This is a genomic window from Robinsoniella sp. RHS (genome assembly GCF_001029355.1).
GTDB lineage: Bacteria > Bacillota > Clostridia > Lachnospirales > Lachnospiraceae > Robinsoniella > Robinsoniella peoriensis.
Genome location: NZ_JNGB01000004.1, coordinates 25,048 through 50,972, shown reverse-complemented (window position 1 = coordinate 50,972; position 25,925 = coordinate 25,048). Strand labels below are relative to the sequence as shown.

At 40.6% G+C, this 25,925-nt stretch carries 17 protein-coding genes; 4 read left to right on the top strand and 13 right to left on the bottom strand.

What is annotated here, in order from left to right; genetic code table 11:
- Positions 1-9: 9 nt before the first annotated feature.
- The 3 genes from RHS_RS03265 to RHS_RS03255 form a co-directional block, all read right to left on the bottom strand.
- The gene (locus RHS_RS03265) at positions 10-840 is read right to left on the bottom strand and encodes a carbohydrate ABC transporter permease (protein ID WP_027292345.1); all 831 of its coding nucleotides are present in this window, start codon (positions 838-840) and stop codon (positions 10-12) included.
- A gap of 14 nt (positions 841-854) precedes the next feature.
- Positions 855-1,739, bottom strand: coding sequence for a carbohydrate ABC transporter permease (locus RHS_RS03260; RefSeq protein WP_047832428.1), 885 nt, complete (start codon positions 1,737-1,739; stop codon positions 855-857).
- A gap of 116 nt (positions 1,740-1,855) precedes the next feature.
- Positions 1,856-3,259 carry an ABC transporter substrate-binding protein gene (locus RHS_RS03255; protein WP_395021112.1) on the bottom strand — a complete coding sequence of 468 codons (1,404 nt, stop codon included), beginning with the start codon at positions 3,257-3,259 and terminating at the stop codon, positions 1,856-1,858.
- Positions 3,260-3,515: 256 nt separating this feature from the next.
- Between RHS_RS03255 and RHS_RS29990 the strand changes: the two genes are divergently transcribed.
- Positions 3,516-5,261 carry a sensor histidine kinase gene (locus tag RHS_RS29990; RefSeq protein WP_395021110.1) on the top strand — a complete coding sequence of 582 codons (1,746 nt, stop codon included), beginning with the start codon at positions 3,516-3,518 and terminating at the stop codon, positions 5,259-5,261.
- Positions 5,262-5,296: 35 nt separating this feature from the next.
- Complete coding sequence (locus RHS_RS03245; RefSeq protein WP_047832295.1) at positions 5,297-6,904, top strand: response regulator; 1,608 nt, start codon at positions 5,297-5,299, stop codon at positions 6,902-6,904.
- 298 nt (positions 6,905-7,202) lie between these two features.
- Here RHS_RS03245 and RHS_RS03240 read toward each other — a convergent pair whose 3' ends face one another.
- From RHS_RS03240 to RHS_RS03195, 10 genes are all read right to left on the bottom strand, one after another.
- The gene (locus RHS_RS03240; protein WP_044297575.1) at positions 7,203-8,216 is read right to left on the bottom strand and encodes a uroporphyrinogen decarboxylase family protein; all 1,014 of its coding nucleotides are present in this window, start codon (positions 8,214-8,216) and stop codon (positions 7,203-7,205) included.
- 45 nt (positions 8,217-8,261) lie between these two features.
- On the bottom strand, positions 8,262-8,906 hold the full coding sequence (locus RHS_RS03235; protein WP_044297576.1) for an SIS domain-containing protein: 645 nt from the start codon (positions 8,904-8,906) through the stop codon (positions 8,262-8,264).
- A gap of 75 nt (positions 8,907-8,981) precedes the next feature.
- Positions 8,982-9,950 (bottom strand): ROK family protein, encoded by a 969-nt coding sequence (locus tag RHS_RS03230; RefSeq protein WP_047832294.1) that lies wholly within the window; start codon positions 9,948-9,950, stop codon positions 8,982-8,984.
- The gene (locus tag RHS_RS03225; RefSeq protein ID WP_081999065.1) at positions 9,947-10,867 is read right to left on the bottom strand and encodes a glycyl-radical enzyme activating protein; all 921 of its coding nucleotides are present in this window, start codon (positions 10,865-10,867) and stop codon (positions 9,947-9,949) included. The genes RHS_RS03230 and RHS_RS03225 overlap by 4 nt, the downstream gene beginning before the upstream one ends.
- Positions 10,848-13,106 (bottom strand): pyruvate formate lyase family protein, encoded by a 2,259-nt coding sequence (locus tag RHS_RS03220; protein ID WP_395021105.1) that lies wholly within the window; start codon positions 13,104-13,106, stop codon positions 10,848-10,850. Before RHS_RS03220 ends, RHS_RS03225 begins: the two co-directional genes overlap by 20 nt.
- A gap of 29 nt (positions 13,107-13,135) precedes the next feature.
- Positions 13,136-16,285: an alpha-mannosidase gene (locus RHS_RS03215; protein WP_047832292.1), complete on the bottom strand. Its 3,150-nt coding sequence runs from the start codon at positions 16,283-16,285 to the stop codon at positions 13,136-13,138.
- An 18-nt stretch (positions 16,286-16,303) separates the two neighbouring features.
- Positions 16,304-18,838 carry a glycoside hydrolase family 2 protein gene (locus RHS_RS03210; protein ID WP_047832291.1) on the bottom strand — a complete coding sequence of 845 codons (2,535 nt, stop codon included), beginning with the start codon at positions 18,836-18,838 and terminating at the stop codon, positions 16,304-16,306.
- A gap of 31 nt (positions 18,839-18,869) precedes the next feature.
- A complete protein-coding gene (locus tag RHS_RS03205) occupies positions 18,870-19,703 on the bottom strand; it encodes a carbohydrate ABC transporter permease (RefSeq protein WP_044297581.1) in 834 nt (277 codons plus the stop codon).
- On the bottom strand, positions 19,700-20,650 hold the full coding sequence (locus RHS_RS03200; RefSeq protein WP_395021101.1) for a carbohydrate ABC transporter permease: 951 nt from the start codon (positions 20,648-20,650) through the stop codon (positions 19,700-19,702). The genes RHS_RS03205 and RHS_RS03200 overlap by 4 nt, the downstream gene beginning before the upstream one ends.
- A 174-nt stretch (positions 20,651-20,824) precedes the next feature.
- Positions 20,825-22,135, bottom strand: a complete 1,311-nt coding sequence (locus RHS_RS03195; protein ID WP_044297582.1) for an ABC transporter substrate-binding protein — start codon at positions 22,133-22,135, stop codon at positions 20,825-20,827.
- 265 nt (positions 22,136-22,400) lie between these two features.
- On the opposite strand from RHS_RS03195, the gene RHS_RS03190 reads away from it, so the two are divergent.
- Together RHS_RS03190 and RHS_RS03185 are read left to right on the top strand one after the other, a co-directional pair.
- On the top strand, positions 22,401-24,137 hold the full coding sequence (locus tag RHS_RS03190) for a histidine kinase (protein ID WP_047832290.1): 1,737 nt from the start codon (positions 22,401-22,403) through the stop codon (positions 24,135-24,137).
- A complete protein-coding gene (locus RHS_RS03185) occupies positions 24,130-25,629 on the top strand; it encodes a response regulator (RefSeq protein WP_047832289.1) in 1,500 nt (499 codons plus the stop codon). Before RHS_RS03190 ends, RHS_RS03185 begins: the two co-directional genes overlap by 8 nt.
- Positions 25,630-25,925 lie beyond the last annotated feature (296 nt).

Genomic DNA, 25,925 nt, shown 5'->3' with positions numbered 1-25,925 from the left:
TTTGTCTGATTACCCTTTTAATCCACTTGTAGCAATACCTTCTACGAAATAACGCTGACAGAACACATACAATATTACAATGGGAATCAGGCTGACCACGCTTGCCGCCATAATAAGCTGGTATTCCGTAGAATATTGTCCTACAAACATCCGGATTCCAAGTGGTATGGTTTTATTAGCTTCACTGCTGAAATAAATCATGGGACCCATAAAATCATTCCACACAGTTACAAAAGTAAATATCGTCAGTGTAGCCATTGCCGGTTTAGCCAGTGGAACTACAATTCGCCCAAAGGTTCCATACTCCGACAGACCATCAATACGTGCTGCCTCTAAGAGCTCATCTGGAATCCCCTGGAAAAACTGTTTTAACAGGAATACACCAAATGCCGCAAAGCTTTGAAGCAGAATATATCCCAAATGGGTATCTACCAGTCCCATTTTTTGCAGCATTACATACTGGGGAAGCATAAAAATCTGCCACGGAATCGCAATGGTTGCCACATAACACAGAAATAATGTATCCCGTCCTTTGAATTTACACTTCGTAAATCCATATGCTGCAAAGGCACAGGTTGCCAGCTGAATAATCGTGACAATTACTGTCAATTTTGTACTATTAAAGATAAACAGGGCAAAATCTATTTTCTGCCATATTTTGATATAATTTCCCCATTGAAATACCTCCGGAATCCATTGTATCGGACTGGTAAATACTTCATTAGAAGTTTTGAGGGAAGCAGACAACATCCATATTAACGGCAGCAGCGTCACCACTACAATGATACTTAGTCCTGCATATATCAAGGTGCGCACTACCGGATTTCTCTTTTCTACCATTTTCTCTTACTCCTTTACATATAATCAGAAAACTTTTTCTCCATTCGGAACATCACTACCGTAATCGTTCCCACTATGAGAAATAGAATCATAGATGCAGCACTTGCCATTCCAAAACGCATATAAGAGAAAGACTGGTCGTAAATATATGTACTAAGCAAGGTAGTCGCAGTACCCGGTCCCCCCTCCGTAAGTACAAAAATCAGGTCAAATGTCTTGAAGCTGTTAATCGTAAGCATCATAAATACAAAGAAATGATTTGGTGTCAGCATTGGAAATGTAATTCCTTTAAATATCTGCCACTTAGATGCTCCGTCAATCTTAGCCGCTTCATATACGGAGGAAGGAATGCCCTGAAGAGCCGCCAGATAAATAATCATAAAATAACCCATATTACGCCAGATACTGACGATAATAACTCCAGTCAGAGCCCAGTCCGTAGAAGAAAACCAACCCGGAAGATATTGTACTGCAAATCCCATTGCTTCCAGAGCTACGTTAACAGGACCGCCGTCTTTCATAAACATAGCTTTCCATACTGCTCCGATCGCTACAACAGAAGCTACATAAGGAAAAAATATGGCACTCCTGAAAAATGTAGTTCCCTTTAATTTCTGATTTACTAAAATAGCAAGTCCTAACGCAGCCGCCATACTGAGTATGACGGTAAAAAAGCTGTATTGCAGAGTCTGTGTTAAGGATGCTTTGAACACCCGGTCACCGAAAATAGCAAAAAAGTTATCCAATCCTGCAAACTTCATTTCTGTAAACCCATCCCACTCCATAAAGCTGAGAACAAATGAAAATACTACCGGGATTAATACAAAAACTGCAAAGCCAATAAAGTTCGGTAGAATAAATGACATACCAACCAGGGTATTCCGTGTTCCCAGAGACATTTTTCTACGGCTCTTATCCTTTTCTCTTTTAATACTCAAACCTCAATTCCTCCTTAAAACAACGGTGGGCACTTACATACCTTTCCGTAATATTATCATTTATCCACCTTAAACGTTTACTTCTGGATTTCTTCACTCCGTTCAGCCATTTCAGCCAAACCTTCTTCAATACTTACCTCTCCTAACATAATAAGACCATGAACCTCTGTCAGCACAGAATCCACTTCCGTAACGTTTTCCCCAATCGGTCTGTCTGCTGCAATGCTCTTCACCTTGAATGCTTCTGCAAGCCCTTCCGGCATACCTTCCAATGAAGCAATTTCCGTTAAAACGCTGTCATTAAGCCGAGCCGGAACAGCGCCGACTTTCGCATATTCGCCAGCACATTCATCACTGCTTAAGAAATTAATAAATTTCCATGCAGCATCCTGCTTCTTGGATGTAGGGTTTATAACCAGTGGTGTACTTGCTCCAACGGTATATCCTGCTTCTACGTTTTCCGGGTGAGGCATTGTCGCTACTCCCCAATTGGTTACTTCTGTATCTCCGGCTTTAATAGCAGCTGTTAAGGTAGTCACATACCAGGTTCCCATAGGCATCATTGCAACATTACCTGCCTGAAAAGCACTGGAGTAATGAATATTAGCACTTTGCAGCGAACCAAAGTCCTGTATAATTCCATCATCCTGCATACCTACAGCCATTTCATAATAAGGTTTAAAGAAATCATATCCGGTGCTGAAGTCAAGTGTATCATGCTTTCCGTCCTGAATACCTAAATTCTGTACCTGTGTCTGCCATGTATGGATATAAGCGCCGTATACATCCTCACTAGCCACTTCTCTGGCTGTCTTTTCAAATTCTGCCCAGGTCATATCATTTGTCGGATACGCAACCCCTGCTGCATCAAATAAGTCCTTATTGTAATACAATACATAATAATCTGTACGAACCGGCATCGCGTACTGTTTTCCTTCAATATTAAACGGCTGGTCCGTACCGTTAAATCCGGTCATGTCCACATTATCTTTTGCAATTCTATCCGTCAAATCTAGCATCTGGCCTTTTTTGTACAAGTCATACGTATTAGGCGCATCTTTAATGAAGTATGCATCTAATTCGCTTCCCCCATTTAACATCACATTTAATTTTGTATTATAATCTGTAGACGGGATATCAATAACCTCTACCTTAATATCAGGATATTTTGCTTCAAATGCAGCAATTGCATTGGAAGTACTGTCATTAGAGGTATAATCCCATGTTGCCAGCTTAATACTTGTCACCTCACCGGAACCACCCGTTTCTCCTTTGTTTTCCCCTGACGTATCCCCGGCGGTTTCTCCTGAACTTTCTCCTGAACTTTCTTCTGACGTATCTCCTGAATTTTCTGATGCTGTTGTGGTTCCTTCTGACGCTGCCTTGCTGCTCGTCTCCTTAGGAGCGCCTGTCCCACCGCATCCACTTAATAATGACCCGCAAATACTAATCCCCATAATGATTGCTGCTAATCGTTTCATACTTACCTTCTCCTTTTTTGTATTTTCTACTTTTTTGTTGGCTTTTCTTTCTGTCATTATTATATCAATTTGCATAACAAAAAGTAAACTCAGCATATTTTTCCGTTATAATACTATTTTACATTTTGTTATTTTCATCTATTACTTTTTTACGATTTAATACTATTTTTTGAATTTTTTTCACGAATTGAAACGTATATTCTTTTATGTTATAATGCGAATTATAAAAATAAATATATGTTTCTTCGGAGGCTGAATGAAAATTTATAAAATACAATTCAAAATTTTTATATCTACCGTTTTATGTGTTATGCTGGTAAGTCTTTTAGGAACAATGTATCTGTATCAATATATTAATAAGCTGATCTATGAAAAGTCTCGTCATATCGATGAGATTTATTTAAATACTGTATCGGAGCAGATCACTTCCTATCTGGATAATTCCATCGAGTTAGGTATGCGCTGCGCCAACGATACTTCTGTAATTCGTGCTCTTAATGCTTCTTCCCCCGATAGCAGTCGTTCAAAAGTATATTCCATTAATGCTCAAAAGCAGCTGAATGCCTATCTGGATAGTTTTATCGCCTATGCCTACGTGGACAAGTTAATTGCCTTTAACACAGACGGTACCATCGTTCAATCTATCAGCGCCCGTGAATTCGGTTCCCCAAATGATTATAATGAGTTGATTAATACCAAAATAGCCGACATACGCTATTTAAAACCAGATCAGTTAAGTCCTTATACCATTAGTCTGGATACTTCCATAACCAGGCAAAACCGGACCGCTCTCACCTTGCTCTGCCCTGTCTATGGAAAAAGTAATCAGTCCGTATACGGATATATTTATATCGAAATAGGCCTTAGCTTATTTTCCGACCTGCTATCGCCCTATGCCCAGGTAAACAATCTGTTTCTGATTGATGATGAAGGGAAAGCCCTGTCACAGCGTCCGAATATTTTACCTGCTGATATCTCTCTTTCCTCTATTGGAAATGGAATATATAACTTCGGAGATGCTTCATATGAGTTTTCCGGTAATCAATTTCCTGATATCGGCATGACTTTGTACAGCTGTGCCCCATTTCCTGTAATGGGAAATGACCGGAGCCATTTAATTTATATTATTATCCTGGTATTAATTATGGCACTATTAGTTGGTGCAGTGCTTGCGTTCCTTTCCTCCTACATTCTATCTCTGCCTATTCAGCGGCTGAATCAGCGGCTATGCAAAATAACCCAGGGTGATTTTTCGTTTGATGCCGAAATCGAACGTCCCCATGATGAAATAGGCGCGATCGGACACACGGTAAACGAAATGTCCAGCAGCTTCTTAAATCTATTGCGCAATACCCAGGAAATGTACAAGCAGCAAAAAAATATTGAAATTGCCCTGCTGCAAAGTCAGGTTAATCCGCACTTTTTATATAATACTCTGGATTCTATTTATTGGATGGCAGTCATTCAAAAGAACACCGGCATTCAGCAAATGACCCGCAGCTTAAGTAATTTATTAAAAAATCTTGCCAAAGGAACCGAAGATCACATCCCCTTACAAGAAGAACTAGCCCTGCTAAATGATTATATTTCGATACAGGCAATCCGCTATATGGATGCTTTTGAGATGAAAGATCTGATTCCCCGAGACTTATACCATCGCCGGATTTTAAAATTTACGCTGCAGCCGTTAATCGAAAATGCCATATTTCATGGAATTGAACCCAAAGGCATTTGCGGTATGATTTTATTAAAAGGGCATACCCAGGATGGTTACTTGTATATCGAAATCGAAGACGATGGAATGGGAATTACTCCTGACAAACTGGAAACTCTGTTAGATACACCAAATCCGGTTAAAAATAAGGCTTCCTTAAATAGTATTGGTATCTATAATGTAAACAAGCGGCTGCAGCTGATCTATGGAAAAGAATGTGGTCTTCACTACGAAAGTGAACCTGGTCATTATACAAGGGTAACGATTAAAATCCCTTTGGAAGATTAATCCAATTATAGAATATGTAAAGAAGGTGAATTTGTATGTACAGTGTACTCTTAGTAGATGATGAACCACTTATTTTGTCCGGAATTAAATCCCTGCTAAACTGGGAAGCAAACGACTGTAAGATCGTAGATACGGCCCGAAATGGACAGGAAGCTTCTGATAAAATTCGTGCGTTAGAACCGAACATCGTTTTTTGTGATATTAATATGCCGGCAATGTCCGGTATTGATCTCCTTCAATTAATATCCAGGGATTATCCTTCTATTGTATTTGTAATGTTAACAAATCTGCAGGACTTTGACCTTGTTAAGAATGCTCTCCATTATCGTGCCGTAGACTATTTGGTAAAAAGCCAGTTGGAACCGGATGTGCTGGAACATTCCCTGACCAATGCGAAAAAGGAATGGGATAACCGAAATCTTTTAAACAATGCAGATTATATAAAAAACCAGGGTAAAGTGATCCAAGAACTATTATGGAAAGAGATTTTTTTAAGACCTACTCCTCAGGCGCTCAGCAATGCCCCTTTGAGTGATAATGGCCACCCTTTTGATTTGGAATCCTATACTGCTATTTATCTGATCATGGATTATAGCTTACAGGATCATACGAAAGACCATGGTGAATTATTTACCTGGGAAAAAGACCTGGTCAATGCAATGGCTCAAAAGCATTTTTCATCCTTCTCCTTATTTGAGCCGGATCATTCCAGTGACAGCCTTGTAATACTTTGTTCCACGCCCAGGGACCCAAGGGCATTCAAACAATTAATGGAACAGTTTTATCAAAAACTATGCTCTTCTTCCGCTAATATTACACAGGTATCCATTTGCATGATGGCAGCAGAATGCTTTCATGGCTTACAGGCTATGGCTGATTGCCGCGCACAGCTTTTTGCAATGGTCGACCATTTTTACAACACCGAACAGCCTTTTTTACTGGGAAGCAATATTACTCCCATTTCCTATATGTCACTAGGGCTTACCGGTATATCCTCACATTTACTGGAAGCTCTGCGTGAAAAGAATGCAGTAAGATGCAAGTCCCTGCTGGATAAGGCAGCTTCCCGTATTCAGAATATAAATCATGAACGCAACAGTGCTATCTGGCTGTGCAGTGAACTGTATACAACAGTGGCGGAAATATTCCATAAAAGTATTCCTGATACCAGACTAAGTACTTATTTTTCCCAATCAGAAAACATGCTGGATCAAATAGAACATATGCATACACGATCCCAGATTTTAGACTGGCTGGAACATCTGAATAAATGTACAATTTCAGCAATTGAACAGGCGAATGCTGACCGGTGCAGTTTTGTGGATTCCGCCAAACAATACGTGGAAGATCATATTGAAGAACGTATCAGCCTTTCCGATGCTGCCGATTATGTGAATATATCTCCCGCCTATCTGTCCTCTATATTTAAAAAAAGATATGGAGAAAGTTTTATTGATTACGTCAATAAATGTAAGATGGAATATGCATGTAAACTTATTAAGGAAAGGAAATACTTAATATATGAGATTTCATTTCGACTAGGCTTTAATAATGCCTATTATTTTACGAAAACGTTCAAACGTTATACGGGATTGACTCCTATGGAATATCAGAACGCATTAAAAAATGATGAGGTTAAATAGACGTAAACTATAGAAAGCATGCTGAAATTTTGCACAGTCACTATAAAGTAATCTGTGCATTATATGGACTTCCAACACAAACTGTCATTTCTGAAAATAAGGAACGAAGTTTACCACAATTTTAAACACACGCTTGAGGGTGTCTGAAAATTGAATATTATAAAGATGTGAGAAAAAGTTTGTGGTAGGGATATGCGTGCCAAGTTTAGGAGGTGCAGCAGGCTGCACTGACCAAATTTGGCACATACATACGACAAAGCGGGACATGCAGGTGGATAAAATGAATTTTAAGCAAGCTCTACTCCCTCGCTGCCTCTGCCATGGCCAGAATGTTTTCAGGCGGAACATTTCCCAACAGCTCTTCATGGCTGGGGGAGACTACCAGACCCGGACCTAAAATGTCTTTCACACGGTGTACCTCATCCTTAATCTGCTGCGGAGATGCGTTTACAAAAAAAGACTGTGCATCAATTCCGCCCACAAATGCGAGATCATTTTTGTATTGCTGTAATTCAATAGCACTCATACCATATGCCTGCGCCTGAAGAGGATGAAGAATGTCTACTCCGGCATCGATCAGATCCGGTATGATTTGATAAATGGATCCGCAGGAATGTACCATGACCTTTTTCCCATGCTTCTTACCCACATCAATCAGCCTCTTTAGAGATGGCATCACAAATTTCCGAAAAAGTTCCGGTGAGATCATAAGATTTCTCTGGGTCCCAAAGTCATTTCCAATAAACATCACATCCGAGCGGTGTCCTGTCTCTTTTAACATTTTATCGTTAGCTGCCACATAGTAATCTACAATATGCTCCGTAGCCGCCTCTACAACTTCCGGATCCGTATACATTTTCACGAAATAGTTTTCCATTCCGAAAAAATTACATAAATCCTGGAAAAATCCGCTCCATATCCCACCCAGTATCATTTTATCCTGATGTTGATCCATCTGGGCAATCACCTCTGAAAAGTCAAAATGGCTCACATCCGGCCATGGATATGCTTCTATTTCACTAATCTCCTCACATTCTGCAAAACATCCGGGACAGCTTAAGGAAATCCCTCTCTCCATATTCCAAAAGTAATCAAAGGCAGGTTTTCCATCAGGAGCATGGTAGCAGTTTACGCCTCCAATCCAACGGATATCATCATTTAAATAGTTAAAAACAGCTTCCCTGTCCGGACGAATCTTCCAGGCATCTGCAAGCAGCGGAATAATATCATCACTTGGATGACCTGTCCACATTGCCCCTTCCGGCACTTCTTTTCTTTCAAAAACCCTCATTACTTTTTCTCTCGCATTCATAATGATTCCTCCATATTATTATCTTCTTATTATTAACTTTATCTGCTACAATAAGCCAAATCTCTCATTTTCCACTGCCGCACATAGCGCATGGTATACGGGAAGATGCAGTTCCTGGATCCTGTATGTTTCCCTTTCCGGTACCGCAATTGTTACATCACAGAGATTTCCCAGTATACCTCCGCCTGCTCCCGTAACACCAATTGTATTCATGCCAAGCACTTTTGCCACTTTTACAGCGTTTATTACATTCCGTGAATTTCCGGAAGTTGTGATGCCAATGAGCACATCACCACGTTTACCATAACCCAGTACCTGTTGGGCAAAAACAGTATCCGGAGATACATCATTGTTAAAAGCGGTCATCAATGCGGATTGGGATGTTAATGAAATTGCAGGGAGTGCTTCCTGTAAATAATCCGCCAGGTCCTCTCCCTGAAATTCCCGTTCCATTTTTTCTCTCAGTTTGGCTGGTAACGGACGTTTCAGCCGGAATCCCTTCATGAGTTCTCCAACGATATGTTCTGAATCGGCTGCACTGCCGCCATTTCCGCAGACAAGCACCTTATTTCCCTGTCGGTAACTTTCCGATAAAATAGAAAAAGCGGTTTCAATTTCCCCTGCATATCCTTTTAACGCAGGAAAATTCATATAAAGGCAATTAAATATATCTTTCGTTTTTTCTTTCATTCTGCCCCTCCATATTCTGTACCTGCTCCTGATCAGTAATTCATCCTGTTTCTATACCTGGTCCTGCTCCTGTATCTAATCCTGCCCCATTCCATCCCCTGAACCTAATGCCGTAGTCAATGCCGCCATATCCCCAATTGACTCTGCCAGCTTTGACGGAAGGATTTTGCAGTTTTCAGCCGATGCCGGGAGACATTCTCTTTTCACTGCTCTGGTTACAGCCGGTATAAGCAAATCATAGTTCCTCGCAAATATACTTCCCCCTATGACCGCCTGCGGGTTTAAGATATCAATTAAAATAGCAATGCCTCTTCCCAGATATTCACCTGCCGTATTGCAAATTTCCCTGCACAGTTCATCTCCATCTTTAGCAAGGTTAAACACATTTTTCGCCGTAATCCCAAACTCCGTCAACGGATGCTTTATTCCATTCTGGGTAAGCTCCATTACCTTTAATTCTGCCAAATGGGCAATACCTCCGCCGCTGCCAAATCCTTCAAACGCACCGCTCTTTCCAAATCCCACGGGTCCGAATTCCGACAGCCTCACATGTCCCACCTCGCCTGCCAGATCCTTACTTCCTGAATATAATTTTCCATTTAAAATCAATCCTGCTCCCAGCCCCGTACCACAAGTCAGAAAAACCATGTCTGAAACCCCCTGACCCGCGCCGAATTTCCATTCCGCCAATGCCCCGGCATTTGCATCGTTTTGCAGATACACCGGTAATCCAAACCTTTTTTTCAGAAACGTTGTAATCTCTACATGATCCCATCCCGGCAGATTCGGTGGGGAGAGGATACATCCTTTTTTTGTGTCAAGCGGTCCCCCGCAGCTGATGCCAATACCGCTGTAATCCTGTATCTCATTACCTGCAATTTTATCTATCAGTTTTTCTATTTTCTCCAGTGCACAGTCAGGTCCCGGATAATATTTCGTTTCAAAAGTTTCTTTTGCTATGATTTTCATCTGCTCCTTACCGGCTACTCCGGCAAGAACCGCACATTTCGTACCTCCAATATCAACACCCAGTATTTTATTCATATTCCACTTCCTTCAGATACAAATAAGGTTCTCTCCAGTTTTATTTTTTCTTCTGCTTCCATAGATTTTAATTTATTTAAAGAATAGTGCAGTCCTATTTTCGCCCACTTTCCTGATCCCGTACTGTGATATGGCATTAATTCTGCTTTACAGATACAGCCAAATTTTTTCAGGAGCTTTTGCACCGTCTTTAAATGTACTTCGTCATCATTCACACCTGGTATTATGGGACATCTGAGAATAACATCCTTTTTTGCTTCATTAAGCAGCTCTAACGTTCGGTAAACGTCTTCATTTCCCCTGCCGGTATATTTCATATGCTTATCACAATCCGAAAGTTTAAAATCCAGCAGAAACAAATCCGTAACTTTCATGATCTCAAATAAAGAATCTCCTGCACCGATACCATTTGTTTCAATTGCCGTGGAAATCCCACGTTCCTTACAGCCCTTCAATAGGCTAAGTAAAAAGTCCTTCCAGATAGCAGGTTCCCCGCCGGAAAATGTGACACCGCCGCCGCTTTTGTCATAATACTTCTTATCTCTTACGGCTATTTCTAGGATTGCGTCACTGTCCATCCATTCTCCAATCCGTGTAACTGCTCCTGTTTCACATACTCGCAGACATGCTCCGCACAATGTACATTTTTTAAAATCAACCTCATGCTTCTTTCCTTTAAATCTATGTACCTTCTGTAGACACACCATGTCACATTTGCGGCATCCCATACATTTGGAATAATCATATCCAAGCTGGGGTTCCCGGATAAAAGACTCCGGATTATGGCACCAGCTGCACCTGAGATTGCATCCTTTTAGAAAAACAGTCGTTCTGATTCCAGGCCCATCATCAAGACAGCCTCTCTGAATATCAAAAATGCACCCTTTTATGTCCGATTTAATATAGTGTTCTTGCAATTATCTCCCTCTGCTCCTCTTCCTGTAATTCTACAAACCTGGCGCTGAAACCGCCAACCCTGACCAGCAGGTTTTTATATCTCTCCGGCTGCTGCATGGCATTTTCCAGATCTTCTCGCCCAATTACACTGATCATAGCCTGGCTTCCTCCCGACTGAAAATAAACAGTTAGCATGGCAAGTACTTTATCCCAATATTCAGAAAACATTTGCTTTGAAAATTTGATATTCTGAACACACCCCGCATGAATAGTAGGATCCAGCTTAACCAGTGAATTCAGCATGGCTGTAAGTCCATTTTTATCATTTCCATTGAAAGGATTATTGGCATTTGCCATAAACGTATGTGCCAGACGACCATCCGGGGATGCTGCAGTATGTTTGCCCAGAACGGTATTGGCATTATTGTTAATCGTAACCGTAAGATAACTGTGAAGATTCGTATACTTCTTCCCTGCTTTTGCGGTTTCCCTACAAATATGTTCGTGTACCATCTGCGCCATGGCATCCGCCCCATCGTGATCGTTTCCATATTTTGGGGCATCCAGCAATTTACACCTTACTTCTTCATAACCTGCAAAATTACTCTTTAATGCCTTAAGCAGCATACCTGGATCTATTGATTTTTCCTCGTAAACCAGCTGTTTTATCGCTGTTAGACTGTCAGCCGTATTAATATTTCCGTATGCTTCTAATGTTCCTCCCAGATATCGCACTCCTCCATCCAGCAATGCCCGCCCCCGTTCCATACAGTCATCGTAAAGCAGGCTGAAATAAAGAAAAGCACATTGGCTGTTCGCAATTTTATATTCTGTTTCTTCCTGTATGGCAAGGTATTTCAGAAAATACTCGCATTGCTTTTTATAAACATCTACCAGTTCATCAAAAGTATGAAAATCCTCTATACCGCCCCATTCCGGCGCCAGCTGTTCTCCTGTATGGATGTCATGTCCATTATTTAAAGTCACTTCCAGTACCTTTAACAAATTAATCAGTCCGCTGGGTGTTCCGATGCTCTGGTGGGCAATTACATATTCCCCGCATCCATAAGGACAGTAGTCCTGTGCAGTCCGGAGACTGACACCAAATGCTTTCTGTACAGCGGGAATATTGACTTCATCGCTATAGAGCATAGGAAACGTAGCACCTTTACCTATACAGTCAAAAGCTTTTTTCATAATCCACTCCGGTGTTTCATGAGAAAACCGCAATGTCAGTTGAGGAACTACATCCATTCTTTCCATCGTAGCCTGAATTGCAAGCCCGCAGAACCGGTCTGCCGATTCTGTATCCTCTCTTCCTTTTCCACCGATCACCACCCGGGTGTCATAAGGTTTGTTCCGCACAGAGAGCGCTTTCCACATCCCATTCAGAAGTTCCTGCGCTCTTTCTTCCGTGATCCTGCCACTGTCCACATCTGCTGTGTAATAGGATGCCAGATACGTATCCATTCTGCCCAGATTCAGGCTGCCTGACTGAAGCCAGTACAAAACCACTAATTGAATGGCTTCCAGAAAGCTCTCCGGCTTTCCATTACTGATATGAAGCAGTGCCTCAGCCAGTTCTTTCAGATGATCAGCACGTTTATCTTCTATTGGTTCTTCCAGCATTTTCAGTACCATCTGCCGATAATACAGACAGGTATCTGCTAACGCTTCCAACGCAATTTCCATGCCCTGATAGAATGCTGCTTCCTTCTCATCACAACCTTTCCGTTTATAAGCAAGCATACAGCATAATTCTTCTATCCCATGCTCTAACAGATACCCATAATTTAGCTGGGTTCCCGAAATACGGTAAAGTGTATATGCCGCTGCTCTATCATAGGGATAAAATTTATCCGGGATTGCTTTGTTAAGCTCACGATTGTATGCTTTTTTTATTTTCCCAATAGTATGGTTGTCTTCCCAGAACCTTTGCAGCTCTTCCATTATCATTATCTGATCTGCCGAAATATCCTCATCCATTATTTTCTGAAAATGATATTCATCAAAATAGTACCCTAGCTGCTGACATTCCTCCTGAGGATTAAACCCAATGGGCACAGCCCCCAGCCTTCCGCCAAACAGATCCTCATCCGTCATATTTCCCATCACTGCTGGAAACTGTACCTTCAGACACATGGCCTCCCTGATTGGAGACGGCGCATCCTCATACTTCCGGTAAGTATCCGTAAATTCTTTCATTACACGAATTTTTTCACTGGTAGAAAGCATGCTTTCATTCATAATCGTAAACATATCTGCCTCCTGTTCCGATATCCGTAAATCTATCCTTTTTTCTCTTCTTCAAATATAATTTTAAATGTTTTTATTTCATATGGGGTCATCTCACAGGAAAATCCTTTTCCTTCAGTCTTAATCAATGCCAGCTCCTCTTCCATCAGATTGCACTCAGCCACTTTGACTGGCACTTTCCCTAAGGTAAATTTCACCTGTCCCCGGTACTGCATACACTCGTAAGCACGTAATATCCAGCCATTTCCGTCTTCCGCTTTTTTTACGGTTTCCATTACTACATTTTTGCTGTCTGTCCCTGCAAATGAAAAACTCTCCGGGAGATATCCAACTTTATTTTTACTTTTTCTGCGCGCATATAACGGATAATTAAATTCATAAGCCTTGCGGTCCGCTCCTGCTTCTTTCCATGATGAACCATGTGGCAGAAGAGCATAAGAAAACAGATGTTTGCCCTGATCTGCATTTTCATCCGGATAAGAGGATGTTTTAATTAAAGTCAGGCGCATTTTGCTGTCTTTAATATCCCAGCCATATTTACAGTCATTTATCAGTGTCACCCCATAGTTCCCTTCTGACAAATCTGCCCATTTATGTGCACAGACTTCAAACTGGGCATAGTCCCAACTAGTATTGGAGTGGGTAGGCCTTTGCAGATTTCCAAACTGAATGTCATAAGTTGCATTATTCGAGCGGATATCCAGTTCGAATCCCGTTTTCAATAAAGCCTGTCTCTCATGCCAGTCACACTGGGTATCAAAACGTATTTCCCGGCTATGCTGGTATACAGTAACTCTTTGACAGATTCTGGATCGGTTAAACCGATAGGTAAACCGCAGCACTGTCTTCACTGGTCCGCTTTCTTCAATTACGGACTCTTCTAAATCTATAATACTATGACATTTCTCATACGCATAAATTTCTGTATTCCAGGCGTCAAACTGATGGGGCTTGTCTTCAAATACACACAACTCATTTCCAAGCCCTCCGCTTTTTAATACGTTCCTTTTGAATTCTTTATCATATAGAACCGCGATCTGCCCATATTGATTAAATCGAATCCGGTAGTACGGTGTTTCCAGTTTGCCATCCCACATCTCCGTTTCCTGATGAATATGGTGATTTCCCTTCTCCCACCGGTAAAATTTATAACCACAGGACGGGACCTCATACAGAAGATATTCTGCCGAAATTCTGCCTTCCTCCAGATAGTATTGTGCCTGCACGATCTCTTCACCATCCATCAATACCCTGTCTAAAGGAACATCATCCATTCTTAAATACCCGCTTCTCTCCCATGGCAGAGAATTAAATACCGTTACACCGCCGGTAAGAGATCTTATGGCGCCTGTAATTTCATCCAACGCACTGTTTCTTATTTCTTCACCCTCCTGCCGGATTGTCCGATAGGACTCTGCTGCATCCTCATAGACTTCTCTTATACCAGAACCTGGTATAATGTCATGGAACTGGTTGGTACAGATTTGTTTCCAGTTTCTTTCAAGGGCTTTTGAAGGATATTTCTGTGTTTCAGCCAGAATATCTCTGAGGGAGGCAAACAATTCTGTATCGTGATACAGCACCTCTGCTTTTCTGTTTTCCCGCTTTACAAATCCCTGGGAAGTATAGGTTCCTCTGTGATATTCAAAATAAAGCTCGCCGTCCCAGACGGGTACTTTCTCATTCTGCAGACGTTCTTCCAAATCCTTTGCAAATTCTTCTATATGCTTCATACTGACTTTCGGGATGCCAGGAAGATCTTCCATTACTTCGTAGGCTTCCAGCATTTCCCTGGTAGGGCCTCCTCCTCCGTCACCCCATCCAAAGGGCATAAGCACCTCCTGATTTATTTCCTTCTGCTGGTATTTTTCCCAAGTCCCCTTTACTTCCCAGGGAGCTATCACACCATTATAAGTGCTTCCCCAGGTTACATTTTTTTCCGGACAGGTTCCCAGCTGGGTCAGAATCTCAGATCCGTCCATGCCCTTCCATAGAAACGTATCATAAGGAATCTTATTGTATTGGTTCCAACTCATTTTGTTCGTCCAGAACAGGCGAATCCCGCTTTTTCTTAAGATCTGGGGAAGCACCCAGGAATATCCAAATACATCCGGCAGCCATAAAACCGTTGTATCTTTGCCAAACTGTTCTCTGATATACTTCTTTCCGTATAAAATCTGGCGCACCAGAGATTCTCCTCCGGGTATATTCGTATCCGGCTCTACCCACATTCCGCCTGTTATCTCCCATCTTCCTTCACGAATCTTTTCTTTTATTCTTTCATATAGCCTGGGATATTTATTCCCAATCATTTCATAAAGCAACGGTGAACTCTGTGAAAATATATATTCCGGATACCGGTCCATCAAATGAAGCACGGTAGAAAAACTCCTGGCTCCCTTATCAGCAGTATGGCTGAGCCGCCATAACCATGCCATATCAATATGGGTATGGCCGCATACTGAAACAGTCGGTTTCCCGCTTCCATCCATGCTCCACGCCTTCCATTTTTCCTTTAGAAAACCATAGGCACTTCTAATGCTGTTATAAAATTCTTCACTGCCCTGGTTGCGGTAATCAATACAGTTAAAACTTTGATCCAGGTTTTTAATCAGCGCAATTCTGCGATAATCCTCTTGATCCATTTCTTGAATGGTTTCCAGCAGAATCTTCGCCAGATAATAATACTTCTCCGTATCTTTATGAACTGTTTCCAGCCAGATTCCCTGAAAATGCCGCATTTGTTTTGGCTGGTTCATCCCTGACCATACCCGCAGGGCAATACTAAATTCTGTTCCGCTTGCCTCCTCATCGCTCAGGCGCATCCTCGAATGCCATTGATCAAAAGCACAGGCTTCCGTTCCATTTATCCAGAGCAGAGCTTCTGCCTTTATTTCCATGGATTCCTCAGGCCCTGCCTCCACCTTTAGATCCAGTGTTTTCTTCCTAAAAGCTTTTGGTATCCTGATCTTTCCTCTGATCCAAATAACCTGATCTCTGCCGCCCCAGACCTGTCCGCCCCTTAAGTCCGTCCACCCGGAATCATCAAATACGGTCTCACTATACCGTCTGTCATCCTTCTCCAGATAACATAATTCCGTTACCGGAAGTGACTCCATATGGATATAACTCTCCAGTTCCCGTATGCGATGCCCAAGCTTTTCTAACACATATCTGTCCATGTTTTACCTCCAGTAAACCTATCGGTTAAAATAATCCATTTTTATATTTGGGATTCCGTTATTCTCCTTCACCTGGTGATTCAAAAATCCGGACTCAGATTTCGCCGTATATTGTACCTTTATTTCTGCTGATTCATTTGGAAATAGGGTAAAGTAACTCCGGTCACAGAGCAGATCATACGATTCCTCACAATACGGATGAATATGCAACACCGGAGTATTTCCTGTATTTCTGATTTCTGCCTTTATTACCCCATCGTTTTCGTTTTGCTGCTTTACCACCAACTCGCCCTTTTCCATTCCCATTGCCGCTTCATAAGGCATTCCATCTCCGCAGCCAAAGAAATATAGATTTTCACTGCTTTGCTGATTCATTTTTACCCGTAACCTGACTATAAACATTTCATCCTGAATCTGGGGTAACCTAAATTGGAGATTCATCGCCTTTAACGTTTTCGTGCAATCCGCTTTCCCTGCCTGCTCTTTTTGAAGGATGCTCCTTCCCTTCAGATCTATCACTTCACAGGTCAGCAAGTACTCCATATCAGCTTCCGGCTGCTCTTTTCCCACATAGACCGTCCCCTGAAATAATTCACCCGACTGGTAATCCAGTTTCCGGTAATCCATAGAAACTGTAAGATCAGAAAAAACTGTTTTACTCCAGTAGTATGCCATTTTGGGTTCCATGTAATAATCTATCAGACTGGTGCAGTACACATTAGGCCAGGGTTCATTGATCTGCCAAATGATACTACCGCTGTTATGGAATTTTCTTCTCCGGTTTGCTTCTAAAATATATCTGAGTCCCTCAGCCTGCAGCCACTGGCTGCATTTAGACATCTGCTCCATATTGTTCCGTTCTCCAAATATAGCCTGATCCCTTTTATAAGTACACCACCATTCTCCATGATGACGGTATGCCATGTTGTCCTCTGCCGGCAGTAGATTCCGGTACTCATCAGAAAGAAATTTTTCCAGGCTTCTTACGGAACACATTCCTTCTGTCCCGAATTCACTGTGGAACAGACTGTCAGAACCTGCATATAATTCATAATGTTCCGGATTCCCCATATAGTTCCAGTTTCCGTGTATGTCATGGCTGACACCTTCCTCTTTGTTTATAAACTCGTTAGGACCGGACGCTGATGTGGGCAGAAAGAGCCTCTGGGGATCCATTGATTCCACCAATTTTTTTAGCATTGCAATATTCTCATCTTCATAACCTGCCGGCACAAAATCATTATCTGTTAATTCATTTCCCCCGCTCCAGACGGTCAATGAAGTGTGGCTGCGGATCCTCCGTAATGCCGATTCCGCTGTTCTTTTCAGCAGATTTAAGAAAACAGGACGTTTTGAAGGTGTATTATCAATTCCCGAACTGGACTGTATAAATTCCTGCCATACTAAGATACCGTACTGGTCACACAGCCGGTAGAATACATCCTTTTCAATGACCCCTCCACCCCATACGCGTACCATATTTACATTCATATTTTTCATCATTTTAATGAGATGCTCATAATGGCTGTCCGAAACATTTCCATAAATGTGATCCAGCGGTGTCATATTCACCCCTTTTATGTAGACCGGTACCTCATTAATACAAAACGTATACGGCAGCGCATTTTCAGGACTGCCTTCATTGTTCCGGTACTGTACGCTCCGGATACCGATTTCCGCCTCGTAATTATCCAGAACCCGGTTGTTCTTTTTCAATGTCAGCTTAAGTTTATAAAGTTCCTGACTTCCATATCCGTTTGGATACCACAACAGTGGATTTTCCACCACAAAACTCCCGGTTACCCGTTTTGCTAATACCGGAAATACCTGTTGTATTTTTATGCCATCCTTTTCCAGAATTGCTTCTGCTTCATATTTCCCCTGCCCTGAATATCTTTCACTTATTTTCACTTCAAAGCTGATAAATCCCTTACTATCCTGATAATCCGAATAAATACAGGGTTCTTCCAGGAGGGCTTCATCTTCAAACCTTATATAACAATCGTCCCAGATCCCCAGATTCACCAACCTGGTTGAAAAATCCCATTTATAGTTAAAGCGGCTTTTTTGTGTAAATGTCTGTGATGTTTTTCCAATCTGCCCCATCTCATCCGGCGCATGCAAAATCAATACTTTTAATTCTATATCTTCTCCGGATGCTGCTTCATTTGAAATATCCAGGGTAATTGGTTCAAACATTCCTTCATGCCGGCATTTTTCCATTCCATTTACATAAATAATTGCTTTATAATCAATTCCTTTAAAAATTAATGACTGGTATTTCCCCTGAATTACCTTGCTATGTACCACTGTTTTATAAAGCCACCATCTGTTTTCCACCCATTCACATTTGAAACTGTCCATATCCTTATATGGATCGGAGATCAATCCTGCCCTGTATAAGTCATAATGTATACCACCAGGAACCGTGGCTTTAAGCCATTCTGTAATTCCAAGCAGTTCCTTTCCGGTCTCCATACTGCGGTCTTTCAACGGAACCCATGGATAATATCCTTTTACTTTCCATTCACAATTCGATAAGCTGTAAACCATATGCTTTACCTCAACTTTCCTGATGCCATAGTTATCCCTTGACTGCCCCGGCAGCCACACCTTCAATGATATATTTCTGAAGCAGCAGATAGATTATAACCATCGGCAGCATCATAAAGACAATATCCGCACTCACCAGCGTCCATTTCAGACCATACTCCGTAGTGAACGTATACATGCTCAACGGCAGGGTTTTTATGGAGCCATCCGTGAACATCATCAGGGGAAGAAAGAAGTCGTTCCATACTCCAAGACCATTTATAATCCCGATCGTCGATATCTGTGCCTTCGTCAAAGGGAGCATAATCTGGAAATATGACCGGAAATGTCCGGCCCCGTCAATCTGCGCCGATTCCAGAATTTCTTTGGAAACCGTCTGCATAAACTTAGTAAATATAAAAATACAGGTAGCCAGACCTGTTGCTATGTAAATAATAATCAATCCGAATCTCGTATTCAGTAAATGTAATTCTTTATAAATCATAAATAATGGAAAAATTACGGTTTGAATTGCAAACACCAGCGGAATCAGAAACAGGGCAGAAAATAATTTTGCATGTCTGAATTTCATGCTGGTCAGCGCATAAGCCGCCAGGGAGCCTATAAAAACCTGTCCAAGCACAGCACACACGGTAATGGTCAGACTGGTAAACGTTACCCCTGGTATATCGGCATCTTTCCATACTTTAATGTAATTATCCAGATGAAGGGGAAAACCCGGCAAAAAATTTGACTTCATAAATTCCGGTTCTGTCTTAAAGGAAATTATAACTACAATTAAAATAGGTGCCATTACAAAACACGCAATTACTCCCAGAAGAAGAATCTTCAAAAACTTCTGTAATCGATTATTTTTTGTGATCATAAAACCCCCACCTCTCTCTTACTTAAAAGCCGATTCTGGACATAGGAAACCAGCAGAATCATAAGGAACATAAGGAGTGACATGGCAGATCCAAGTCCTGCATCCTTTTGCCTGAAAAATGCATCCACACTTGCCATGGCAAAAGTCTGGCTGGCGTGTCCCGGCCCTCCATTGGTCATAACATACATCAGGTCGAAAGCTTTTAATCCGCCCATGGTAGCCATTACTGTATTAATCGTAATGGATGGTGCAACCAGCGGCAGTGTAATCTTAAAAAACTGATGTACTTTATTAGCACCATCAATAGATGCTGCTTCATATAACTGGTTTGGTATGGACTGCAGTCCTGCAAGGTAAATTACCATATTGTAACCGGTCCACTGCCAGACGTTTACAAGCACAATGGAATACATGACAATCTTAGGATCGGAAAGCCACTTGATATTAGAGAGAAATTCCCAGCCAAAATGGTCTGCAAGCAACCCCAGCGGCCCCATGACCGGATTGAAGATCAAAGACCATGCATATCCAACCGCTACCATGGAGACCACACAGGGCAGAAAAAATACCGTTCTGAACAGATTTCTTCCACGAAAGCTCCTGTTTAAAGCAACTGCCAGCAGAAGTGCCAATACACCCTGGATAACTACAGTTAAAATGGTAAACTCAAATGTATTGAGCAGCGGTTCCTGAAGACTTTTATCCGTAAAAATTTTTATAAAATTTTTTAAACCAATAAATTCAAAATTTGGTGAAATTCCATTCCAATCCGTAAACCCAAGAACAGCCGTTGCCACCATTGGTCCGGCATACACAAATAAGAAAATGACAATTGCCGGCAGTATAAACAGATATGGCAGCCAATTCTTTCCTTTCTTCTTTGCTTTTAAATTCATATTATCACCCATTGCATATTGCAGCTTCCCAGAGCGCATTTTAAAATACATCTCCGCCATCTGTATATCTACGTTTTGGCTATACCTCCGCAACAGCAGCCTTTCTCTTTAATCATTTTTTTAAACCCAGACGTATAACCTTATTTTTAAAAACAGATGGAAAATCACTACTTTTTAAGTTTTCATAGTTTGTGATTTTCCATCTACTTTTGATCATACTTTCGATTATGACGCAGATCTCTCCCTGGAATCAGCTAATCTCTGCGCCAACTCTTCTGGCGTAATAACATCCAGGAACATTTCCTGCAGTAGTTTGTCAAATTCAGAGTTATCCTCTGCATTCTGGCTGGAATAAAAGAAATCCACACTTTTTTTATTGAGAAACGGATTAAATAAGTTCATTGCAGAGTCACCCTCTAACTCGACTCCCTTTACGGGGCTAAATGACTTCATCTGATCCGCAATGATAGATGCACCTTCTTTGGAAGACATAAATTCAAGGAATTTATTTACTTCTTCCGGATGTTTTGAACTGGATATTCCGGCATTAAAAGAGCCTACGGAAACTGGAATTACGGTCTCATCCGTACTTTCAACCGGAATTGCAAACACCCCTAAATCAAACTCTAACTGGGCATCATCAAAAACTGTAGCCTGCCATTCTCCCTGGCATAGCATAGGAATCTGCTGACTGACAAAAAGTGACACAGCATCATCTCCCGTAAAACTCATAGAATCGGGGTGAATATAACCGGCATTGTAGAAATCGTCTATTTTCTTAAAAGCATCTGCAAACACCGGATCCGTATAAGAAATTTCACCGCTGTTTGCCTTTTCAAATATTTCTGGATCTTTGACAATCAGGTCATGCATATAAGTATAGATATCAAAATTAATTGGCCAGCCATCTTTACATCCATTCGCCATGCTGTATGTGCCTTCTTCTTTAAACTTATTGCAGGCATCTATAAACTCCTGATAAGTTTCCGGAACTTTAATTCCATTCTCTTCAAACATGGTTTTGTTGTAATATACACCGATCAGGTTTATAGCATCCGCAATACCATAGACCTTACCATCTTTTGTAATCTTATCCAGCATGCCCTCTTTATAATTCTCCAGATATTCATTACCGGTAAGATCCATCAGATATCCGGCTTGTACATAATCAGCAATGCTTTCAGGACGTACTGTAGTAACATCAATATCTGTACCGGAGAGCATTCTTACCTGTTGTGCTTTTAAATATTCGTCAATATTTTTAACTACCTGATAATTTACTTTTATTCCTGGATTTTGCTTTTCAAACTCTGCGATCAGCTTCTCGGGATGCCTGTCCGCCTGAGAACGATATGTAAAATAATTGATCTCCACAATCTCTTTGGAAGCCTCCTTTTTATCCGCATTTTCCGAAGTACCTTTTTCTGTACTTGCTCCGGATGTTAATGCCTCAGTCTGAGTTTCCTTTTCTCCGCATCCTGCCAGCACAGAGGCTGTCAGTGAAACCATTAATAATGCCGCAATTGCTTTTTTCATTTTAAATCCTCCTTAAATATTCTGAATTTTAATATGCTCTAATATTAACATTACATGTACCTGTTTTCCATGATGCCATACTGACATAATCTTGTGTTTTATATTCATACTCCATGCATTTATAACATTTTCTAAACTATCTTGTGTTTTTTATGACATAATGTTGTGTTTTTTTTAGAACTGTTTACTGCCCTATATTTCCTGCTTACATGTACTTCTTTTTCTGATATAATTAGGTTCAAATTCAGGAAAAGAGGATTGTAAAATGGGGAAGCGATTTAAAAAAACTTTTTCCGCAAAATTGATGGTACTTCTCATTTTTGTCATTTTTATGCCCATGGCAATTTTAAGTACATTCATCTCATATAAACTTTACCACACTGCCATGCAGAATGATGCCAGGATGAACCAGAGCAGCCTGGATTCTATTTCCAGCAGTTTAAAAGTCTACTTTGACGGCTTTACTCATATCACGGACTCTATTTTTATTTCTGAAAGCCTTCAAAATCTATTGCTTTCAAAGCCGTCCACACCTTACGAAAGGCTATTATCCGACCGTAATTACGATGAGACTATACAGAATATTACCATTAATAACTATGACATAGAAAGTATCTATTTAATGGCAGAAAATGGCGCTGAATATTTTTCCGGGGGAAACCGTTATATTACCGATATCCGGAAAAAGTGCAAAGAACTTTCAGATATTAAGAGTTACGATTTTCCTCTTCAGACTGGTTTCTCCACTTCCAGTTACCTGACTGGTAATGTACCCGTTTACATAACAGTAATCATGCAGCCTGTATTTAATTTAGACACCCGTGAATATCTGGGCATGGCCGTACTGCAATTTCATGCCAATATTTTGAACAAACTTCTGGATTATAATGCAGATACTACTTTTATTACCGATCCCAGTCAGAATATTATTTACGATTCATCGAATAAAAACCTGAATCTTACATTAAAAGATTTATTCCCGGACGGTTTGGAACAGCCGGTTCAGTATCAAAATGAGACTATGCTGCCCACCTATATGCTTCTGGAAAATGGGTGCTATCTGATTCAGCTAAAAGATTATGAAACCAGTAATATCAACTTCTTCATGGAAACCGTTCCGGTCATCTGGCTGTTTTTCGCCTGTACCATTGTTTTTATTATTGTAGCCATTTTAATGGCAAATAAACTTATTTTTCCAATTAAGGTACTGCAGTCTGCCATGACTACGATTCAGCCGGACGGACTCAGCAGTTATGTACATATTAAGACCCATGATGAGTTTGAAGAACTGGGCAACAGTTACAACCACATGCTCAACCAGTTAAAATTATTTATAAAAAAATCCTACAACCAGGAGATACAGCACTTGAATGCAGAATTTCGTGCTCTGCAGTCCCAGATTAATCCGCATTTTCTGTATAACGCATTGGAGAGTATTAACAGTATGGCACAGATTAAACACCAGCCGGAAATTTCCCGAATGACTTGCTGCCTAGCCGATATGTTCCGGTATACGACACAGCAAACGGAAAAACTGATTCCTCTGAGATTTGAAATACAGCACGTTAAAAATTATTTCCAACTTCAAAGCATAAGCTGCGACAATAAAGTTTCACTTCAATACAAGATTCCCGACCGGCTTCTGGATTATCCCGTTCCAAAAATGATTCTTCAGCCGATTATAGAAAACTGTTTTAACCATGCTTTTGACAATAAAAATCTTCAAATTATATTGAGTACGGATTTAGACGATAAGACCCTAAACATCAAAATTTTTGATAACGGGAAAGGATTTGATTATGAAAAGCTGAAAGAAATACAGAAAAAACTGCAGCAGGATGATCTCTGCTGTGACCATGGTACTTCCATAGGACTGCTCAATATCAACAAGCGCCTGAAGATGCTCTACCATTCTGACAGCGGGCTGGAAATTCTCAGCGCTGCTGATGAAGGAACCACAGTCCTTCTTAAATTTATCGAAAAGGAGATTTCAGATGTATAAAGTTTTAATTGCAGAGGATACCTCTCTAATCCGCCGGGGAATTATCAGTATGGTTCATTGGGACCAGCATAACTGCATCCTTGCGGGAGAAGCAGAGAATGGAAAAGATGCCATAAAAATGCTGGAAACACTATCCCCAGACATTATATTACTGGATGTAAAAATGCCCTATATTGATGGAATAAAAGTGTTGGACTATATCACAGAAAGCCATATAAAGGTAAAAGTCATCATGATCAGCGGTTATAGTAATTTTGAATATGTAAAACATGCCCTTCGTTCGAATACGGTTGATTATATCCTGAAGCCCATTCACGAAGAGGAACTGAACCAGGCAATTGCAAAAGCAGTAGGGCAGTTAAGCAGTTCCGGCTGCAATTCTTTACCGGAAAGATCACATGACCGCCTGCTATCTCAGATGGAAGAAAATATCTACAGTACCTTTGGTGATATTTTTGATTTATTTTCGGCCCAGACTTTTTTCTGGGTGGCATCTGTAAAAAATAAATACAATGATTATGCTTTTTTCAAAGATAGAATCCAGACCCTGATCTCTTCATCTATCCACACCTTATTCAACGAACATCCGGATCATATGGATATTATTTTTTATTCGGCTTCCAGGGATGATTTCTCCGCCGTCACAGATCTGATGCAGCGTATCTATATGCTTGCCGATGCACTGCTTAAAAATCTGCTTTATATAGGAATAAGCGATATTCATACTTCTGACTATATTATTACAAAAGCCTATTATGAGGCTCATAAAGCACTGTGTAACAAAATGCTGCATCCCTCCCGTTTCCTGTTACTATACCGGGATTTCAGCCATAAAACATATAATCTGGAAGATGTATTTCATGCAGAACGGCCGTTATTAAACTTTTTACTTGCAGGTAACAGCACCAATGCTATTACTCTCTGTGGTGAGATCTTAAAAAAGCATCTAAACAGCTCTGATATTAACCTGGATGAATTCTGCATGCTGCTAACAGAATTTTATTGTACAATTTCTAAAACCGGTACGGATCGAGTATGTGAATTACAGCAGGAAATCAGTTCCCTGCACAACCTGGAAAACCTGCTCAATTACGATACTACCGGTCCTTTAACGGAAACCTTATATAAATACTGTGCTTCTATAACTACTGAGGTTATAAGCCGCAGGACAAATATTGATACTTCCGTACTGGAAATACAAAAATATATTGAGCATCATTTTTCAGAATCGATTACATTAAAAAACCTGGAAAATTTGTTTCATCTGAATGCCTCCTATATCAGTGTCACATTCAAAAAGATAACCGGTACAGGCATTAATAAATATATAAGGAAATTACGCATGGAAAATGCCATAAAACTGCTTTCTACAACAGATTATAAAATGTCTGATGTCTGTGAAAAATCCGGTTTTACAAACTATGTGCATTTTTCGAAAGAATTTAAAAAATATACCGGCGTGTCACCAAGTGATTATCGTCAAAAACAATAATTTCTGCATTGAAAAATCGGTTCTTCCGGATAAATCGAGTGAAAGTGAATTCCTTTAATTCTATGAATACCTTTCACTCTTTTTCACCTACCAGACAAAAAAACACCATGCATTATTATTTAATAGTACAGCAACCACATTCATTACATGCTATTCCTATATTGAATTTAGTCGCTATCTATCGTATGTAAAGATCATCTCGCTAATAAAATTTATACTTTGTGAGAACACCTCTTATTATTTTCCATTCTAAAATTTAGTCGCTATCTTTTCAAATCAGCCTTTACATTTCATTA